18 protein-coding genes and 2 pseudogenes are annotated in these 16,944 nt (G+C 67.7%); 14 read left to right on the top strand and 6 right to left on the bottom strand.

Annotated elements, in window-relative coordinates; translation table 11 throughout:
• Positions 1-12 precede the first annotated feature (12 nt).
• From K9S39_RS05160 to K9S39_RS05145, 4 genes are read left to right on the top strand one after another with little or no spacing between them, the layout of a single operon-like run.
• Entirely contained in the window at positions 13-321 is a 309-nt protein-coding gene (locus K9S39_RS05160; protein ID WP_248862180.1) for a hypothetical protein, read from the top strand.
• 51 nt (positions 322-372) lie between these two features.
• Positions 373-537 carry a hypothetical protein gene (locus tag K9S39_RS05155; RefSeq protein ID WP_248862179.1) on the top strand — a complete coding sequence of 55 codons (165 nt, stop codon included), beginning with the start codon at positions 373-375 and terminating at the stop codon, positions 535-537.
• Positions 538-559: 22 nt separating this feature from the next.
• On the top strand, positions 560-862 hold the full coding sequence (locus K9S39_RS05150; protein WP_248862178.1) for a hypothetical protein: 303 nt from the start codon (positions 560-562) through the stop codon (positions 860-862).
• Between the two features lie 2 nt (positions 863-864).
• Entirely contained in the window at positions 865-1,206 is a 342-nt protein-coding gene (locus K9S39_RS05145) for a hypothetical protein (RefSeq protein WP_248862177.1), read from the top strand.
• Here K9S39_RS05145 and K9S39_RS05140 read toward each other — a convergent pair.
• Together K9S39_RS05140 and K9S39_RS05135 are read right to left on the bottom strand one after the other, a co-directional pair.
• Positions 1,191-1,628 carry a hypothetical protein gene (locus K9S39_RS05140; RefSeq protein WP_248862176.1) on the bottom strand — a complete coding sequence of 146 codons (438 nt, stop codon included), beginning with the start codon at positions 1,626-1,628 and terminating at the stop codon, positions 1,191-1,193. The two genes, K9S39_RS05145 and K9S39_RS05140, sit on opposite strands and share 16 nt — an antisense overlap.
• Positions 1,629-1,681: 53 nt before the next feature.
• Positions 1,682-2,338, bottom strand: a complete 657-nt coding sequence (locus tag K9S39_RS05135; RefSeq protein ID WP_248862175.1) for a hypothetical protein — start codon at positions 2,336-2,338, stop codon at positions 1,682-1,684.
• Between the two features lie 66 nt (positions 2,339-2,404).
• Between K9S39_RS05135 and K9S39_RS05130 the strand changes: the two genes are divergently transcribed.
• The 3 genes and pseudogenes from K9S39_RS05130 to K9S39_RS43310 all read left to right on the top strand — a co-directional run.
• Positions 2,405-3,304: a Vgb family protein gene (locus K9S39_RS05130; protein WP_248862174.1), complete on the top strand. Its 900-nt coding sequence runs from the start codon at positions 2,405-2,407 to the stop codon at positions 3,302-3,304.
• A gap of 227 nt (positions 3,305-3,531) precedes the next feature.
• Positions 3,532-4,284, top strand: a complete 753-nt coding sequence (locus K9S39_RS05125; RefSeq protein WP_248862173.1) for a TnsA-like heteromeric transposase endonuclease subunit — start codon at positions 3,532-3,534, stop codon at positions 4,282-4,284.
• 353 nt (positions 4,285-4,637) lie between these two features.
• Positions 4,638-5,306: pseudogene (locus K9S39_RS43310) on the top strand (integrase); the annotation flags it as partial.
• A gap of 9 nt (positions 5,307-5,315) precedes the next feature.
• Here K9S39_RS43310 and K9S39_RS05115 read toward each other — a convergent pair.
• From K9S39_RS05115 to K9S39_RS05105, 3 genes are all read right to left on the bottom strand, one after another.
• Entirely contained in the window at positions 5,316-7,412 is a 2,097-nt protein-coding gene (locus K9S39_RS05115) for a recombinase family protein (protein ID WP_248862172.1), read from the bottom strand.
• Between the two features lie 293 nt (positions 7,413-7,705).
• Complete coding sequence (locus K9S39_RS05110) at positions 7,706-8,209, bottom strand: helix-turn-helix domain-containing protein (protein ID WP_248862171.1); 504 nt, start codon at positions 8,207-8,209, stop codon at positions 7,706-7,708.
• 178 nt (positions 8,210-8,387) lie between these two features.
• Positions 8,388-8,744 carry a DUF5372 family protein gene (locus K9S39_RS05105; RefSeq protein ID WP_248862170.1) on the bottom strand — a complete coding sequence of 119 codons (357 nt, stop codon included), beginning with the start codon at positions 8,742-8,744 and terminating at the stop codon, positions 8,388-8,390.
• Between K9S39_RS05105 and K9S39_RS05100 the strand changes: the two genes are divergently transcribed.
• From K9S39_RS05100 to K9S39_RS05085, 4 genes are all read left to right on the top strand, one after another.
• Positions 8,684-8,902 (top strand): hypothetical protein, encoded by a 219-nt coding sequence (locus K9S39_RS05100; RefSeq protein WP_248869224.1) that lies wholly within the window; start codon positions 8,684-8,686, stop codon positions 8,900-8,902. The genes K9S39_RS05105 and K9S39_RS05100 overlap by 61 nt on opposite strands.
• A 93-nt stretch (positions 8,903-8,995) precedes the next feature.
• Positions 8,996-10,174 (top strand): tyrosine-type recombinase/integrase, encoded by a 1,179-nt coding sequence (locus K9S39_RS05095; protein ID WP_248862169.1) that lies wholly within the window; start codon positions 8,996-8,998, stop codon positions 10,172-10,174.
• Positions 10,171-12,813 carry a tyrosine-type recombinase/integrase gene (locus K9S39_RS05090; protein WP_248862168.1) on the top strand — a complete coding sequence of 881 codons (2,643 nt, stop codon included), beginning with the start codon at positions 10,171-10,173 and terminating at the stop codon, positions 12,811-12,813. Before K9S39_RS05095 ends, K9S39_RS05090 begins: the two co-directional genes overlap by 4 nt.
• Complete coding sequence (locus tag K9S39_RS05085) at positions 12,810-13,397, top strand: DUF6262 family protein (protein WP_248862167.1); 588 nt, start codon at positions 12,810-12,812, stop codon at positions 13,395-13,397. Before K9S39_RS05090 ends, K9S39_RS05085 begins: the two co-directional genes overlap by 4 nt.
• A gap of 175 nt (positions 13,398-13,572) precedes the next feature.
• On the opposite strand, the gene K9S39_RS05080 is transcribed toward K9S39_RS05085, so the two are convergent.
• Positions 13,573-14,007: a VOC family protein gene (locus K9S39_RS05080; RefSeq protein WP_248862166.1), complete on the bottom strand. Its 435-nt coding sequence runs from the start codon at positions 14,005-14,007 to the stop codon at positions 13,573-13,575.
• A gap of 152 nt (positions 14,008-14,159) precedes the next feature.
• Between K9S39_RS05080 and K9S39_RS05075 the strand changes: the two are divergent.
• The 3 genes and pseudogenes from K9S39_RS05075 to K9S39_RS05065 all read left to right on the top strand — a co-directional run.
• Positions 14,160-14,843 (top strand): annotated as a pseudogene (locus K9S39_RS05075) (Mu transposase C-terminal domain-containing protein); the annotation flags it as partial.
• Positions 14,840-15,889 (top strand): TniB family NTP-binding protein, encoded by a 1,050-nt coding sequence (locus tag K9S39_RS05070; protein ID WP_406707870.1) that lies wholly within the window; start codon positions 14,840-14,842, stop codon positions 15,887-15,889. The pseudogene K9S39_RS05075 and the gene K9S39_RS05070, both read left to right, overlap by 4 nt.
• Entirely contained in the window at positions 15,886-16,554 is a 669-nt protein-coding gene (locus K9S39_RS05065; RefSeq protein WP_248862165.1) for a TniQ family protein, read from the top strand. Before K9S39_RS05070 ends, K9S39_RS05065 begins: the two co-directional genes overlap by 4 nt.
• The last annotated feature ends 390 nt before the right edge of the window (positions 16,555-16,944 follow it).

Below are 16,944 nucleotides of genomic sequence, written 5' to 3'. Positions count from 1 at the left end.
AACCCCTGACCAATGAAGATCGCCATTGTCAGCTCGACCGCGCTGCTCACCACGCCGTGGGGCAGCCTCCACCACATGCCGCTTCCCGCACCGAGCGACTTGGCCCAGGATCTCGTGCGGTCCTACCGCCTGATCGGACGACTACAGCAGGCGCACCAGGCAGAAGGCAGCGCAGAAGAGTGGCAGTCCGCAATGAGGATCATCACGGACGCAGCCGCAGCACGGGCCAGGACCAGCTCCAGCTATATCGAGAAGATCCGGCAGCTCGCTGCCGACAAGACGTACCTGATCGACAACGGGCTCTGTCACGAAGAACAGTAGACCCAAGGACGCCACAACAACTCAGCGGCTCACCATTCCGGTGGGCCGCTTTTGTTATGTCGGAAGGACGACAACGTCGCCGTCGAGACCATCCACGGTGCACTGGCCGACGAGATCGAGGTGATGAACCGAGCCCAGGCCGCCTGCTACGACCTGATGGTCAAACACAACACGGACCTCATCAGCGCCGGGTTCTTCGGCCGGCCCACCTCCTGAAAACCTCTAAGGAGACCTGACTATGCCCCGCTACACCCTCGTCGAGCACGAGAACCTGGCTAACTTCGTCGTCGCCGTCGCGGTCACCCCGAAGCTGGAGGCCAGGGCCAAGCAGCATATGGGCGTGATCTTCGACGACTATGCGAAGGCCGACACCACCGCGAACGAGATCAACGACTGGGCCTGCGTCCAAAACGAAGGCGTCGAGCCGCTGTACCCGAACCGCGTCGCGCACCTGACCGGCTTCTCCTCGAAGTGCCGGGTCGACGGACGCCGTCTCTACATTCCGACCACCACTTCCGACACCGCGATCAAGGAGAGCTGACCGTGCAGGAGCCGAAGTTCAACCCGCCTTACGGTGGCGCCATCAACCACGTCACCGATCCCGCCGAGCATCACGGTTACCTGCACATGGTCGCCTGGGCCGTAGAGAGCGGGTCGCACGCCGGGTACATCAAGGATCGGTGCGCGAAGGCGAAGGCCGCAGGCGCACCGCTGGATACCCTGTACGAGCGTTCGGGTCCCTGCGGGGTCGGTACCGGAGAGTGGGTGCGGTTCAGCGAAGTCGACACCACCGGCCACGACGCGGCCCGCGGGTTCGTACGCATCGAGCAGTACGTGCGGGAGCTGGTGCGCTACCAGCATGCCGTTGCTCAGTACCGTAAGTAGCGCAGGGCGGCGCCGCCGCTTAAGACGTTCACGGTCACGATCACGGCTCCGATCACCACCACTGTCCGTGCGCTGGACGAGGAGGACGCGCGCCGCACGGCGATGGCCGGCTGGGCGCCGAACCCGGACGGCTCCGCAACGGCCCGCCTGACCGGACCGCCCGGAGCGTGGGTCGCGAAGTTCAACGGCACCCCGAGCGTCAAGGAGGCGCGCTGGGCGAGGATCTCGGCATGGGCGGCCTTCAGGGCGTCTTCGGCGTTCAGCGCGCGTTCACGCCAGGTCGCGTCCCGCTCGTCGTCCCGCTCGGCGAGGATGTAAGACCGGCGTTCGCCGGCTTCGGCCATGGCGGTGGCGACCGCGGTCCTGGCCTCGGGGTTGCCGTAGAGGAAGGTGCGGGAGACGTCCGCGCGGCTCCCCGGCACGGATGCGGAAAAGCCTGCCGCGTCATGGGTCATCGGCCGCTGACCGCGCCCTGCTACAGCAGCCCGCCCAGCGGCAGGATGCGCTCGGTGAGCTGTCCGCGCAGGCGTCCTTGGTCGGTGTCGGCTTCGGTGAGCCAGTCGGCGGCGATCAGCAGTTCGGCGTTCTCGCCGACCTGTTCGGGGGGCAGGGTGCAGAACGCGGCGACCTGGTCCACGGGCAGTCCGTCGTCCTCGGGATGTCCGAGGCGGTCGTCGGGGCGGGTGTGGGCGGCGGTGTAGAGGGCCAGGAGCCGGGCGGTGGCGCCCAGCTTCTTCTTCCGGATCTTCCGGTCACCCACGACCTTCTGGGCCCAGCCGGAGATCCTCGCGCGATTGTTCTTGCCGAAGGTGAACGGGCGGGGCTGCTCCGGCAGCAGCGTGGGGACGGTGATGGCGGTGGTGTCCTCGGACCGGGAGGCCATCACGTCGGCGACGGTGCCGGACAGGCGCAGCCAGTCGGCCGCGACCAGCTGCTGGAGTACCCGCTCGGCATCGCCTTGGAGCCAGCCGGTCAGGTCCTGGCCGGTGATGTTCCCGGTGCCGGCGCGTGCGGCCCGCAGGGTGAGCATGAGCACCGCGAGGCGCACCTCGGCCTCGGGGTCCGGGGAGTGGACGGCGACGTACTCCAGCACAGTGCGGGCGTGCACGGCCGCGGAAATATCCAGGAGCATGGGGGCCACTGTCCGGCTAGCATCCGCAGGCGCACTTCTACCGTCCGCCATCCAAGGAACCCGCCCATGCCGCATCGTCCGACCGTTTCCATCAGGGAGCTCTCTGTTTCCGACAGTGAGGCTGGACCCTACGGAATCACTGCCGGACCAGACGGCGCAGTGTGGTTCACCATGGTCCATCACGGACGGATTGGCCGGGCCACACCAGACGGCGACAACACCTCCTACCAGCTCGAACCGGCTTCCAATGGACCGTCGATCATCACAGCAGGGCCCGATGACGCACTGTGGTTCACCGAGTTCCGCAGCCATCGCATCGGCCGCATAACCACAGCCGGAGACATCGCCTCGTTCCCACTGCCGACTTCGGATGCCGGGCCATTCGGGATCGCGGCGGGCCCCGATGACGCCCTGTGGTTCACCGAAGCCAGCGCCGACCGCATCGGCCGCATCACGACCGACGGTCACGTCACCGAGTTTCCCCTCCCGATCTCGGGAGCCTTCCCCTCAGCCATCGCCCCCGGCCCGGACGACCGGCTCTGGTTCACTATGAATCAGGCGAACGCGATTGGTGCTATCGCAAGCGACGGCGTCGTCACCGTCCATTCGTTGCCAACGCCTGCCAGCGCCCCGGTCGGCATCACAGCCGGCGCCGATGGTGCCCTGTGGTTCGTCGAAATCGGAAGCGGTCAGATCGGACGGATCGCGCCGGACGGAAAGATCGATGAGTTCGCCCTTCCCGACCCCGCGTCACGCCCGCACGCCATCGCCGCCGGCACCGACGGGAACTGCTGGTTCACCGAGTGGGGAGCCAATCGCATCGGACGGATCACTCCTGACGGCCGTATCGACGAACACGATCTCCCCAGCCCGTCCTCAGAACCCCACGGCATCGCTCAAGGCCCGGACGGCGCAATGTGGACCGCTCTTGAGATCGGGACGATCGCACGCCTCACCACACACTGAGACGGCATATCGCGGGAGCGACGACAATCTCAAGCACTCCTCGGCACGGCCCTCGCGCGTCGACAGCGTTGCTAGTTCTCATCGACATTTCCGAGCCCTGTGATCGCCGAGTGCTGCCCAAAACTGACCGCTCTCATCCAATCGAGGCGTTTACTCAGCGAACCCAGTCGTTTTGCCTTCCGTCTCAGCGAACCTAGTCGTGCGGGTGATCGTGCTGGGGGTGGCGGGTGGCTGTACCGGCTGGGGTGGATCTTGCGGAGCCGTACGTCGAGCTGTCGTACGTGGACGCTGTACGTGAGCGTCACAGGCGTCCGTTGCTGGACTGTGTGACAGCCCGGTTCGAGGACGTCGCTCCGGTGCGGCAGTTTCGCTGGTCGCGGGGCGAGCGTCACTTCGCGGGCTGGTACTGGGCGGGCACGACCGGGCGACACGTCGGCTTCGAATCGTGGTTGGAGCGTGACCGGCTCCTGCTGATGGACTTCGATCCCGAGGTGATGGGGATCGCCTCGCAGCCGTTCTGGCTGCACTGGCACGACGGCGAACGGGAGCGTCGACACGCCCCGGACTATTTCGTGCGCCGCGCGGACGGCTCGGCTGCGGTCGTCGATGTTCGTGCGGACGAGCGGATCGAGCCGAAGGACGCCGAAGCGTTCGAGGTGACGGGCCTGGCCTGTTCCCAGGCCGGGTGGAGGTTCGAGCGGGTCGGGGTGCCAGATGCTGTGCTGCTGGCGAATGTCCGGTGGCTGTCGCGCTACCGGCACCCCCGCTGCTTCAACGGCCCGGTCGCGGACCGGCTCCGGGAGCTCTTTGCGGCCCCAAGGCCGTTGATGGCCGGGGCAGATGCGGTAGGCGATCGGCTGGCAACGCTGGCCGTGCTGTTTCACCTGCTCTGGCTCCAGGAACTGACCGCCGAGGCGATGTCGACCGAGCTGATGGGACCACGCACGGTCGTGAGCCTGGCTGATAGGGGTGCCCAGTGACCGGCAAAAGGCGGGTGCCGCTGACGGCTCGGATCGCGGAGTTTCCTGAGACGGCCGCTGAACAGGCTCGCTGGTGGGAGAGGCACATCCTTGAGGTCCTGGACGGCCTGCCACCGGACGTCGCGGAAGGGGCGAAGCCGCGGCCGGAGTTCGATCCGAAACAGCACTCGCTGGCTCAGCGCGAACGGGCCAAGGCAGCGGAACTGACGGCGGCCGGGCACCGGGTGTCGGCTAGTGGCATCAAGCAGAGACGCCAGCGTTACCAGCGAGACGGGCTGGTTGGACTGGTGGATGGCCGGTCGGCAAAGCGGATGCCGGCCTTCGGGCACGTCGACCCGGCGGTGGTGGAGGCGATGCAGCAGGCGATCGCCGAGACTGTCGACGCGTCGTCCAGGACCATCGGGTTCATCATCTGGCGGACCAAGGAGATTCTCGCCGACTGCGAGAGCACCGCTGTTGAGCTGCCGTCGCGGGCCACGCTCTATCGGTTGTTCGACAAGCTGGCCGCGGGCACCCATGCCACCGGGTCGGCCCGCACGCGTCGTTCGATCAACGCAAGACCCTCAGGTCCGTTCGGTGAAGTGCCGGCCAGTGCACCGGGCGAGTTGATGCAGATCGACTCCACCCCGCTGGACGTGCTGGTGCGGCTGGACGACGGGATCGCCGAAAAGGTCGAGCTGACAGCCATGGTCGACATTGCCACGAGGTCGATTACCGCGGCGGTGCTACGGCCCACCACGAAAGCTGCGGACGCCTCCGCCCTGCTGGCCCGCAGCGTCACCCCGGAGGCGATGCGTCCAGGCTGGTCAGAGGCCCTGCGGATGTCCCGGTCGGTGCTGCCGCACCGGCGGCTGCTGAGCATTGACGAGCGCCTGGAGCACGCGGCGGCCCGGCCGGTGATCGTGCCGGAGACGATCGTCTGCGACCACGGCAAAGTGTTCGTCTCGCACAACTTCCGGGCGTCCTGCCGCTATCTGGGCATCAACCTGCAACCTGCCCACAAGGCAACACCCACCGACAAACCTCGTGCTTCATACTGCGCCTCCTTGAGCTGATTCGATGGGTGTTTCGTCGGGTGCAGGTCGTGGACGGGGTGGCCGTCCGATGCGGGGCCGGGCGAGGTCGGGCGGCGGTGGGTGGTAGAGGTACTCGCCCTTGTCGTTGGCGAGGCGGCCGGTCAGCAGGCCGCGGTCGCGCCAGTGCTTGACCGTACTCAGGCCGATGTCGAGCTGGCGGGCGATCTCGCGGAGACTGAGTATGCCCTGGTCAGCGAGCCGCTGGGGATGGCTGCGCAGTCGGTAGGCACGCCGGATGTGCTTGACGATTCCGGGGCTGAGGGCCTGACCGAGGCCGCTGACGTGGCCGCGTTCGGTGAGGATCGCGGCGATCTGGCCGTCGGTGTGGTCGTCGAGGAGTTGATCGATGGCGGCGACGACCTCGGGTGGGGTCTGCCGGATCTGCCAGGACGCCAGCGGGATCGGACGCACGAGGGTGTGCTCCTGTCCGCCGGTGAGGCGGACGTGGGCGGTGATCTGCTCGGCGCGGATGAGGGTGACGTCGGTGACCAGCAGCCGTACCAGGCGCTTGCGCTCGCGGTCGGGGGTGTCCGGGTTGGCCCACAGGGCCGGGAAGTCGCGGGCCAGGGCGGTGATCCGCGCCCGCTGGGCGTCATCGAGGACGCCGGTGGCGGTGTTTTTCGCCTTCTCGTAGGTGTCGGTGGCTTCGGCGACGTCACGCAGGGCCTGGTTCCAGTCGGCTTCCAGGCTGGTGGCGACCAGGCGGTTGTCAGGGTCGACGGCGAGGTAGCGGCGCCGGGCCAAGTCGGCTTGGTACTGGGCGCGTTCGACGGCGGCGGCTCGCAGCCGGTCGGCTTCCTCTGCGCGGGCGGCCAGTTCGTCGGCGACGGCGAGGGCTGCCTGGATCGCGTGCGGGGTCAGTGCGGTGACCAGCAGGTCTCCGACGGCGTCGTCGACGACAGCGCCGTGGACGCGCTGGCAGATCGGGCTGCCGTACTGGATGCCTTTGGCCTGGCAGACGTACTCCGGCTCCAGACGGTCTTTGCGTTGGTGGTAGCGGACGGTCATGCGCCGGCCGCAGATGCCGCACAGGACGATGCCCTGCAGCAGGGCCGGGCCTTCGCGGGGTGGCCCGTGGCGGCGGTCCTTGCCGTGGGCGGTGGCGTTAGCGGCGAGTTTGGCCTGGTTGGCGTCGTACTTCTCCAGCGTGATGTATCCGGGGTGGTGGTCGGGGAAGAAGGCGACCCACTGCTCGCGTGGTTGCAGCCGTGGGCCGCTCTTGCCGGTGCCGGGGGTGGGCCGGTGCTGGTAGCGGCCGTAGAAGAAGGCGCCGGCATAGCGGGGGTTGTGCAGGATCTGCAGGATCCGCGAGTGCTGGGCCGGGGCCCACACGACCTTGCCCTTGTCCGGGCCGTGGGCCAGGCGGCGGGGCAGCCGCAGGCCCTCGGCATTGAACGACTTGACCACGGCGGTGGCCGAGCCGGTGGCGTCGAACAGCTCGAAGACCGCCCGGATGGCCTGCTGGATGGCGGTATCGGGGTCGAGGACGACCTTCCCGGACGGGTCGTAGACCAGGCCGATCGGCAGGGGGCTGATCAGTTCCCCGCGGCGGGCCTTGGACAGCTGGCCTCCGCGCAGGCGGGCCTTGAGCAGGTGCAGCTCTGCCTCCGACATGGTGCCCTTCAGGCCCAGCAGCAGGCGGTCGTTGAAGTCGCAGGGGTCGTAGAGACCGTCCTCGTCGAGGATGAGGGTCCCGGCCATGGCGCAGATCTCCAGCAGCCGGTGCCAGTCGGTGTTGTTCCGCGCGAGCCGGCTCACCTCCAGGCCCAAGACGATGCCGGCGTGTCCCATGCCGACCTCGGTGACCAGCCGCTGGAAGCCTTCCCGGTCCGCCGCCGAGGCACCGGACTGTCCCTGGTCCGTGTCGATGACGTGGATCCGGTCCGCGGGCCAGCCCAGTGCGATGGCCCGCTCCTTGAGCCCGTACTGCCGCACCGTCGACTCGGTGTTGTTCAGGACCTGCTTGAGCGAGCTCTGCCGGATATACAGGTAGGCGTCCCGGGCGAGGTGAGCGGCGGTCACCTTGGCCGCCGGCCCGAACAGCGGATCCACCAGCTTCTCCTTCTGTGATCTCCAGCGCGGACGTCACCGCTGGTCATGGGCTGTGGGCGTGGGCCAGGACTATCCGTGACCACACCCGCACGACCTCCGGATCCAGCACGCCGCCCGCCACCGGAAGGGGCGGCGGAGCCTCAGGAGGGTTCTTTCGTGTGGTGCAGACGGCGTCGGCCACGCGCAAGAAGGCGAGCATGCCCCGGGCCACCAGCACTCCCAGCCCAGGCCGACGTCCGCCCCGCAACGGCGCCCAGTGCAACCGCTCGTACTCCGCGACACCGGCCGCAGACTCACCGCCCGTTGGCGACTCGGGCTATGGGCTCCTCCTCGGCCGTCTCCGGTTCACGACGGCGGGCCACTGCGCGTTCAATGGAGCGCGGGTGGACGGAAAGGCCAAGCTCGTCATGCAACCGAGCGGCCAACTTCCGTGAAGTGAGGCCGGGTTCGCCTGCACGCCAGGCATCAATGCGGTCCATGACCGGCTCGGTCAGCTTGGTCGGCCCCTTCGGACCGGGCTTGCCTGGAACCAGGGCGCCTGGCCCGCCGGCGTCCAGGGCGGCGGCGATCTCATAGAACGCCTGGCGGCAGTAGCCGAAGGCACGGGCCGCCTGGGCGACCGGCACCTTGTCCACCCGCACTCGCCGCACCATCTCGTACTTGACCTGCACCAAGTCCCGTGCGTCGCAGAACGGCGAGGCGAGGAACACCTCGTCGACCACCCGCTCGGGATGTGGGTTGAGCACGCGTGCCGCTGCCAAAGCGGTCGCCTTGGGGTCTGTTACGGTCGCTGCCACTGCTGTCCCCTCCCAGGCCCGGCCGGTGTCACCAGGTTCGCGCCGAGGGGCGATCACGGCCAAGACTCCAAACGGGGTACATGCAGGTGAATCTGCAGGTGATCACGCACCCCCATCGTGTCCCTCACACCGCTCTCGATCGCGACGGGCATCGAGAGCGGTGTGGATCAGGCGACACTCACGGCATCTTCTTCCCGACAGTCCGCGACCTGAGCGCGTCAAGCAGATCAGCAGCGGCCAACAGGTCCTGCACCCGGAACGGACAGGGACCGTCGGCCACCACGACGAACGGGTCCACCGGATCGATGTCCGTCCACGCTGCGGGCAGCGAGGCCACCTCGCCGTTCTCGTCCAGGAAGCTGACCCGGTCCACGTCCCACGCCAGGCACCGGTCGACGAAGGCGAACTCCCGCCCATGCCACGGGTGGAACGGGTGCGTGACCCGGACAACTCCGGGCTGACCGTGCTGATCGGGTGCAGTCGACGACTCATGACAAGGGCACGATCGAGAAGACCCTGGGCTCAGTGGCCACATTGTTCGCCCAGTTCGTCGCGGGTTACACCGGCTCGACCACGGACCGCCGCGGGCGGCGGCTGGAAGACGGAAGGCTGTGGTCGCTGCCCGAACTCCAGAATCTTCTCGATGAGTGGGTCATCGCCTGCTTTACCGACCGTAGTTTGTGCTGTTCGTGATGTCCGTTCGAGCCTGTGGCGTGAACGTCATGGGCTTGTTTACCGACCGGGTTCAGGACGTTCGTCATGTTCTGGAGTCGGTACGGAGGACGAGTGGTACGGCACCTTGTGGTCGAGGACTTGAGGGTCCAGCGGATCGAGCGGAAGAGCGGATGGAGGTCATGGACCATCGTCTGGCCGGAGGGCACACTCCACGCCGAGGCGGACCGGTTCCTGCGCGTCCATGACGGCTCGGGCACACAGAAGACCTACGCGTACTACCTGGTCGATCATCTCCGGTGGCTGGAGCGCGAGTGCCTGGCCTTCGACACAGTCCAACTGCGCGACCTGGAACGGTACATGGGCATCGTCGGCGCCGAGGTCCATATGCCGCTCGGGGAACCGTGGCGGGTGGGCAAGCGCCCCTACGGCCGGTCCGCGCTGTCGACCGCGGCATCCTGCCTGAAGGGCTTCTACCTGCACCAAGCCTCCCTCGGCGTCAACGTGGGCCTCGGTGAGAAGCTCGACGGCACACGGCTGCCGTCGCGGGTGGACCGGCGCCGGTCGTTCCTCGGGCACGTGAAGTCCGCGATGCCGGCCAACCCGCTCGCGCCGAAGGGCCCGCACCGCCGGCACCCGAAGATGCTGCCCGACGGGGCGAGGGAGAAGCTGCTGGAGACGGTGAACTCGGCCCGGGACCGGATGGTGGTGACCTGGCTGGCCGACGGTGGCCTGCGGATCGGCGAACTCTGCGGGCTGCACCTGGTCGACCTGCACCTGCGCGAGAACGCGGCCTGCGGCGAGTGCCGCGCCCCTCATCTGCACGTCTGTCACCGGCCCGGTAATCCGAACCGGGCCGAGGCCAAGACCAAGCACTCCTGGCGGGTCGAGCACGGCACGGTTACCGGCGGACTGATCAAGCGGGTCAGTCCGGCGATGGTGCACTCCTACTTCGAGTACCTCACCAGCGAGTACCCGCGCGAAGCCGGACACGGCATGCTCCTGGTCCAGTTGCACGGCGCCTGCGCCGGACAGCCGTGGGCGCCGGTCGGGGCCCGGCGGATGCTCGGCCGGGCCGGGAAACGCGCCGAGCTCGGGCTGGTGAAACCCCACGCCTTCCGGCATTCGTTCACGTCCGCGGTCCTCGACGCCGCCGACGGCAACCTGCTGATCGCCCGGGATGCCGGCGGCTGGGCCTCGGCCGCCACCGTCGACGAGGTCTACGGACACGTCGACATCCACGACCCTGCCTTCGACTCCGCTCTACGCGCGGTCTGGGGTGAGACGCGGTGACCGAGACAGCTCTGACCCCGGTGCGGGACGCCCGGGAGGGACGGGATCGATTCGAGATCATGACCGCGCTGGTCAACTCACCGTCCTTCGATCCAGTGTTCCGCTCGGAGATCGTCGAGATCACACCGGACCACCCTGTCTACCGATGGGTCTGCCTGGTCACCGATTGCGAGCGGCCGAGGGCGGGCCGGGGAGATCTCTGCGGCGCCCACGAGGTTGCATGGCGGCGGCTGCGCGCTGAGCAGTCCCGGGCGGACTTCCTACGCACCGCTGACCTGGTCGGGCACGGCGAGGAACTGCGTGAGCGACCGTGCCGGCTCTGCCCCGAGCGGCCGGCACGCCAGTTGACCTTGGAGTTGTGTCACCACCACCAGTTCAGCTGGTATCACTACCGCGACCGGCACGGAGACGCCGCCGACTTCGACACCTGGCTGGCCAAGCAGCTGTCTCGGCCCGGATATGGACGCTGCAAAGCCGTGGTCTGTCCTGACCTGGCGGAATCGCCCCTGGGGCTCTGCTATCGGCACCACCGGCGCTATCGCAGAGAGGGGCGGCCGGGCGGGGCCGTGCTGCCAGCGCAGTGGGGCAATCGCTACGAGCGGGTCGGTTCGCCGGTGCCGGTCGTCTACGACAACGAATCGGACTTCCGGCGGTGGTGCTCAAGGACAGCACCAGTATCCCGACCTGGTCAGATCAACCTCCGCGGTCTGCACCCGCTCCTGAGAGCCGAGATTCAGTGGGGACTGTTCGTCCACGCCCGTGGATCGGGAAGGCGCTGGGAGCTCACACAGATCCAGAGCCTGGCGGACTACTGCCGCGAGCACGGATTTCACTCACTCACCGACCTGACTGCCGACAGCCTGGACCCGGACGAGGAAGGTAGTCGGCTGGCCACAGCCGGCCGGGATGCCTCCTACCTCGCCCGGATCCTCATCGACCTGCTCACCCCGCTTTATGTGACGCCGGAGCAGACCCGCGAGCAGGGCTACCTGAACACCGAGCACTTCGGCCGCAGGCTGAACAACCGGTCGACACGCATCGACCTGACCCCGATATCTCAGCGATGGCTCCGCGACCTGGCCTGGGATCATTTCGCCGCGATACTGCGGTCCCCGAGCTGTCCGCGCTCAGGCCACACCTTCGACGGCACCCGGCGAGCCTGCACCGAGCTCAGCGCCTTCCTGGAGATCCACGCCCCCGGCGGCGGTCACGACCCAAGGCTGCTTCGGCCGCACCACGTCCACGACTTCGCCGCCGACCAACGACTCCGCGAACTGGACGGGCTGCCGTCCCTGGGAGTGAAAGGCCTGCACGGCAAACCGTCCGTCGTGACCGCCTACACCCGCCAGATGGTCTTCACCCGCACCCGGCGAATCCTCCTGGAAGCTCTGGAATCCGGCGAAGCCGAACGGCTCGGCCTCGACCGGGGTTTCGTCACCGCCATGCCCTCTTCGGGCAGGATCGTCACCCGGACACGGACCCCCTTCTCCGACGAAGTCGCCCGAGCCCTCGCCGCGGAGACGAACCTGCAGACGCTCGCCGCCTGCCACGACCCGGCCGACCGCGGACTCCGAGACGCCTGGGAGACCATCATCGTCACCGGACGGCGCTGCAGCGAGGTGATCAAACTTCGTCTGGACTGCCTGGGCCGCTACGGCGGGCTCCCCATGCTCTGGCACGACCAAACGAAGGTCGGCAACTACGACGCCGCGATCCGCATACCTGAACAGCTCCACCAGCGGCTGGAAGCCCGACAGCGCAAGACCCTGGCCTTGTTCGCCACTCGCCACAACCGCCCGCCGACCCTGGAGGAACGCGCCCAACTGCCGCTGTTTCCCAGCAACCAGCGCAACAGCGACAGCCGTCGGCCCCTGTCCTACCAGTGGTTCCACCGGGGCTTCAAAGCATGGATCAACGATCTCGACATAGGCCGGTGGGTGCCCCACCAAGCCCGGCACTCGCTGGCCACCAGCCTGCTGCGAGCCGGAGCGAGCCTGACCCACATCCGCCGCTACCTCGGTCAGGTCTCCGAGCGCATGGCCGAGCATTACGTCCATCTCGCCCAGTCCGACCTGGAGAGCGTGCTCCAGCACGTCTGGGTGGCCGGCCCCGGAGCCGCCAACCCCGGCGAAATCCTCACCGACGACCTCACTCCGCTCACCCGAGAGCATGCCATGGCCCTCGCGATCGACCTTGGTCGCCGCAGCACTCCTGCCGAGGGCGGCTTCTGCACCTTCCAGCCCGTCGTCGACGGCGGCGACTGCCCCTGGAGCCTCAACTGCCACTCCTGCGACAAGTTCGTTCTGTCCGGCGCCGACCTGCTCTACTGGCGTCGCAAGCGTGAGCAGTGGCGGCTGCTGGCCGAGGGCGCCCCGGACGACGCCACCGCCGACTACCTCCACCGCTACTTCGAGCCGACCGCCCGCGCCATCGACGGCCTGGAGAAGGCCCTGGCCGGCCTTGGCCTTCTTGACGACGCCCTCGCCCTGGACCTGCGCAAACCCCAGGATTACTTCCGCCGCGTGTGGTCCACCGCCTTCCGTGCAGCCGACCTCGCTGCCGCGGGCACCGAGGAGGAAAACGAGTACAGCGATACATGCACAGCCGAGGACACCGACCCCGAACAGGACGTCGCATGAACAACGTCCCCGAATCCCGCACTGCCGCTGCCCTGGCAGCCCGCCGCAGCAAGACCGAGGCGGCCCTCCTGCGGGTCCACGAGTCCATCGCCCGGCTCCAACGGGAGAAGGCTCAGGTCAGCGTCGCTGCTGTCGCCCGGCGGGCGAACGTCTCACGCACCTTCCTCTATGACAACTCCGAGGCCCGGGCCGCCGTCGCCGCAGCGATGGCCAAGGCAGGTGACCGCCGGACCCGCATGCTCACCGCACAGGACGACGAGCGCGAGGCGACCTGGCGCGAGCGCGCGCTGAACGCCGAGGACGCGCTCAAGGCCGCCCAGGTCGAGATCCTCACCCAGCGCACCCGCATCGGTGAACTACTCGGCCAGATAAGGTACTTGCAAGCCGAGTGGACCGAGGAAGCCATCCAGCGGATCACCACCGAAAACACCACACTCAAACAAAAGGTCCGCCAGCTGACCGCTGACAACCGCACCCTCGACGAGCGACTCAAAGCCGCCCGCTCCAACCTCCGCTTCCAGGACCGGCGCGTCGCTGACCTCGAAGCCCAGATCGCCAACCCCTCGCAGGGAGTTCAGCAGTGACGCGATAGTTCCGGGAAACGCGCCTGACGGCACGACTCGGTCCGGCGAGTTCGGCCGCCTACAGCGGCCGGACTCCCGAGCTGCCACCACGGGGCGTCGACGGATTGTTGACGGTGACAGCGGCGCTCGGCCAGCCAAGGCAGAGGCCGGGGAACGTCCCCGACCTCTGCCAGCCTCAGGCCGAGGCTGCGGCGACGCAGAACTCGTTGCCCTCTGGGTCGGCCATCACAACGTGGTGCCCGTCGAACTCCTGCCGGACGGCCCCGCCCGCCTTCACCAGCCGCTCAGACTCAGCCTTGATCCGCGCCCACCGCTCACCGGCACTGCCGTGTCCCGGCACCCGAACGTCGATATGAAGCCGGTTCTTCGCCGTCTTCGGTTCGGAGACCTTGAGGATGGAGAGGCGGGGGCCGACGCCGTCGGGATCGCAGAGCCACGCCCCGTCGTCCTCGGATTCGTCCTCCGGCAGGTCAAACTGCGCGAGCCACTCCTCGCGGGTTTTGAAGGGAGCAGGCGGCGGCTCGTCGATATAGCCCAGTGCCGTCTTCCAGAAATCGGCGAGGAGTTGTGCGTCCGCGCAATCGAGGGTCAGATCGATTTTGGCTGCCATGACAGGACCGTACTGCACACCTCTGACAGCTACCGCCGTCACCAGTGCTCGTGATCACCCGAAGAACGTTGACCGACCGTCGTGGACATGTAGTCTGTGAATCGTCGCAGTTCAGAGCCGGTTCACGAGCTTCTGCGGTCGGTAAAACCGGGTGGCAGACGAGGCCCCATGACGGACTACGCGATCCGGAGGTGCCGACGCGGGCGTTCTCGCCGAACGAGAAGTACGTAACACTGCTTGAGTCCTGCGGCTATATCCCCGTCCCGCTGAGCGGCGAAGACTACGTCGAGCTGCTGCCTGAACGCTGGCAGGCGATCAACTCCTATGGCATCCGGATCAAGCGCCGCACCTATGACAGCCCAGAACTGACCCCTTTGCGCCGCCAGCACTCGGGGGTGGCGGCGAAGAAGGGATTGTGGGAGATCCACCACGACCCCTACGACATCTCCCGGATCTGGGTACGCGACCGCCGCCGCAACCGGTGGATCACCCTGTTCTGGAAACACCTTCACCGCGTCGGCGTCCCGTTCGGTGAACTGGCCTGGGACCGGGCCTGCGAGCAGGTTCCCAGCGGCACCGAGGAACAGATCGCCGATGCCGCTGCTGCCCTGCTTCGGCGAGCCCACGACGGCCCGGCCGAGGAGAAGGACCGCCCGGCCAAGCGGTCCCGGCGGGACCGTCGTGTCGCCGCCCGCACCCGGGCAACCGCCGCCGACCGGCCGATCCCCGAGCCGCCTGCCGAGCCACCGCACGACGACGAAGCAGACACCCATCTCGCCGAAGTCATCCCGCTGGGCCTGTTCGATCCGCTCGCCAACCCCTGGAAGCGCCCGTGACCATCTCAGTGCCGGCATCCCAGCACACCACGCTGCAGGAGGCTGATGCCCACGCCAGCCGGCAGCTCACCACGTTGGAAGGGTGGCGGAAGTTCGTCGCCAGTTCGCCCGAGCCCCCAGTTCTACTTCCTCTGGGCGAGTTGCAGAGGCTGTCCCCGACAGATCGGGACCTCTACGACGAGGCCCGCCTTGATCATCACGCTCGCATGCTCGTAGTCGCCACATCGTTCGTCGAGAAGACCGTGACCTGCGGCCGGCGGCTCGTTCTGCTCAACCGGCATGCGATCAGCGCCCGTCGCGGGCTGATCGTCTCCGGCCTGCCCGGCACCGGCAAGACCATCGCCATCACCCAGCTCGGACGCGCCCACGAACTCCTCGACCGGGCCCGGCATCCGAATGTCCCGGACCGCATCCCCGTCCTCTACATCACCGTTCCCCCAGCCGCGACAGCCCGCATGGTCGCCGCGGAGTTCGCCCGCTTTCTCGGCCTGCCCATCCGGTCGCGACTGAACATGACCGACATCATCGAAGCGGTGGTCGGCGTCTGCACCGACACCCGCACCGGCCTGGTGCTCGTCGACGAGATCCACAACATCTCGCAGACCACCCGCTCCGGCGCCGAAGTCTCGGACACCTTGAAGTACTTCTCAGAGCGCATTCCCGCGACGTTCGTCTATGCAGGCATCGGCGTTGAGGACAGCGAGCTCCTGGCCGGCACCCGCGGAGCCCAGATCGCAGGCCGCTTCACGCTCGTCCCCACCCGCCCATTCCCTTACGGCCCCGAGTGGAAAGGGCTGGTCGCGACCCTGGAGAACACACTCCTGCTGCACGATCACCCGCCCGGCAGTCTGGTCAAACTCGACCGCTACCTCCACAAACGGACCGACGGCATGATCGGGGCCCTTTCCCACGCGATCCGAGGAGCCGCAATCGACGCCATCCTCAGCGGCACCGAACGCGTGACGAAGGAGACGATCGACGCGATCCCTCTGGACCACGCTGCAGAGACCGCGGTCCCTCCGCGGAAGAGGACGACCCGCGCATGACCGATACTCCGGAACCACCGCTGTCCCGGCTTCCCATCCAGGTCCGGCCACGTCCTGGAGAACCCACCGACTCCTACATCCGACGCCTGGCCCACGCCAACCACCTCAAACCCAGCTACCTGCACGGCTTCCTCACCGGCTCATCGAACTTGTTCGGGAAACCCCGACTCGAACGTCTCGCGGCACTGGCCGGACGCCCGCCCGAACTACTGGAACGAGTCCTGGCTGATTCCAGCCCACCCCGCCGACGGCGCAACCCCCGCCCAAGCCCCAAACCGCCCAAGAAGAACGACAAGCGAGAGCTCTACCAGCGCATCCGACGCGATGCTGAAGCAGAAGCACTCTCGGGCAGAGCCCTGGAAAAACGCCACCAGGTCACCTGGCGGACTGTCAGGGCTGCACTGGACGGACTCGAACCCCGCCCCCGCAAGCGGTTGCCTCGCCGGCCAACCGCCCTCGACCCTGTCCGTCACCTCGTCGACGCCATGATCGAGGCTGGGCACCGCCCCAGAGACATCTGGGCGCGACTCATGGACGAGCACGAGACGTCGATCTCCTACGGCATCATCAGGCTCTACGTCCAAGACCACACACCGCCACGTGAGCGGCGACCTCTCGTCTCAACCAATCCAATCCGCCCAGGTCATCGGCTTCCAGCCGACTAACTTCGCTGAGACAGGTCAAATACCGTCGACAAACGTTGCCGGCTCGCACCTGCAAAACCACAACTAGTGGCTCGTCACGCATCGTTGGTCGGGTAACAGCTCCGCCTCAGGTCGCCCGCCCCGGAACCTCGACTGCGTCCAGCCGGGCGGGGCATCGTCGGGGAAGCTGCGTCGAGCGCGTCCGCGTTCTGGGCGACGAACGCACGGAAGACCTCCGCGGCGCCGTTGAGGTGGGGGTCGCGCGGACCGCGTTGCGCGTGGCCTCGGAGTCGTGCAACGGGGAGGAAGTCCACACCGAAGGGACCAGCAGGTGTGTTGCGCCCTCCCCCGTACGGCGGAGGAGGATCGTCGTCGGGGCTGAGGCACGCGGCGGGCGGCGGCCGGAATGCT

Origin of the sequence: Streptomyces halobius, assembly GCF_023277745.1 — a bacterium.
GTDB classification, from domain to species: Bacteria; Actinomycetota; Actinomycetes; order Streptomycetales; family Streptomycetaceae; genus Streptomyces; species Streptomyces halobius.
Note: the sequence above shows the minus strand (reverse complement) of the source record. Positions and strands in the feature narration are given on the sequence as shown.

Bases quoted from the DNA above. Each gene is read 5' to 3' on its own strand.
- K9S39_RS05085 (WP_248862167.1), top strand. From the start codon at position 12,810: ATGAACAACGTCCCCGAATCCCGCACTGCCGCTGCCCTGGCAGCCCGC.
- K9S39_RS05150 (WP_248862178.1), top strand. From the start codon at position 560: ATGCCCCGCTACACCCTCGTCGAGCACGAGAACCTGGCTAACTTCGTC.
- K9S39_RS05105 (WP_248862170.1), bottom strand. From the start codon at position 8,744: ATGTGGCCACTGAGCCCAGGGTCTTCTCGATCGTGCCCTTGTCATGAG.
- K9S39_RS05135 (WP_248862175.1), bottom strand. From the start codon at position 2,338: ATGCTCCTGGATATTTCCGCGGCCGTGCACGCCCGCACTGTGCTGGAG.
- K9S39_RS05160 (WP_248862180.1), top strand. From the start codon at position 13: ATGAAGATCGCCATTGTCAGCTCGACCGCGCTGCTCACCACGCCGTGG.
- K9S39_RS05065 (WP_248862165.1), top strand. From the start codon at position 15,886: ATGACCGATACTCCGGAACCACCGCTGTCCCGGCTTCCCATCCAGGTC.
- K9S39_RS05080 (WP_248862166.1), bottom strand. From the start codon at position 14,007: ATGGCAGCCAAAATCGATCTGACCCTCGATTGCGCGGACGCACAACTC.
- K9S39_RS05130 (WP_248862174.1), top strand. From the start codon at position 2,405: ATGCCGCATCGTCCGACCGTTTCCATCAGGGAGCTCTCTGTTTCCGAC.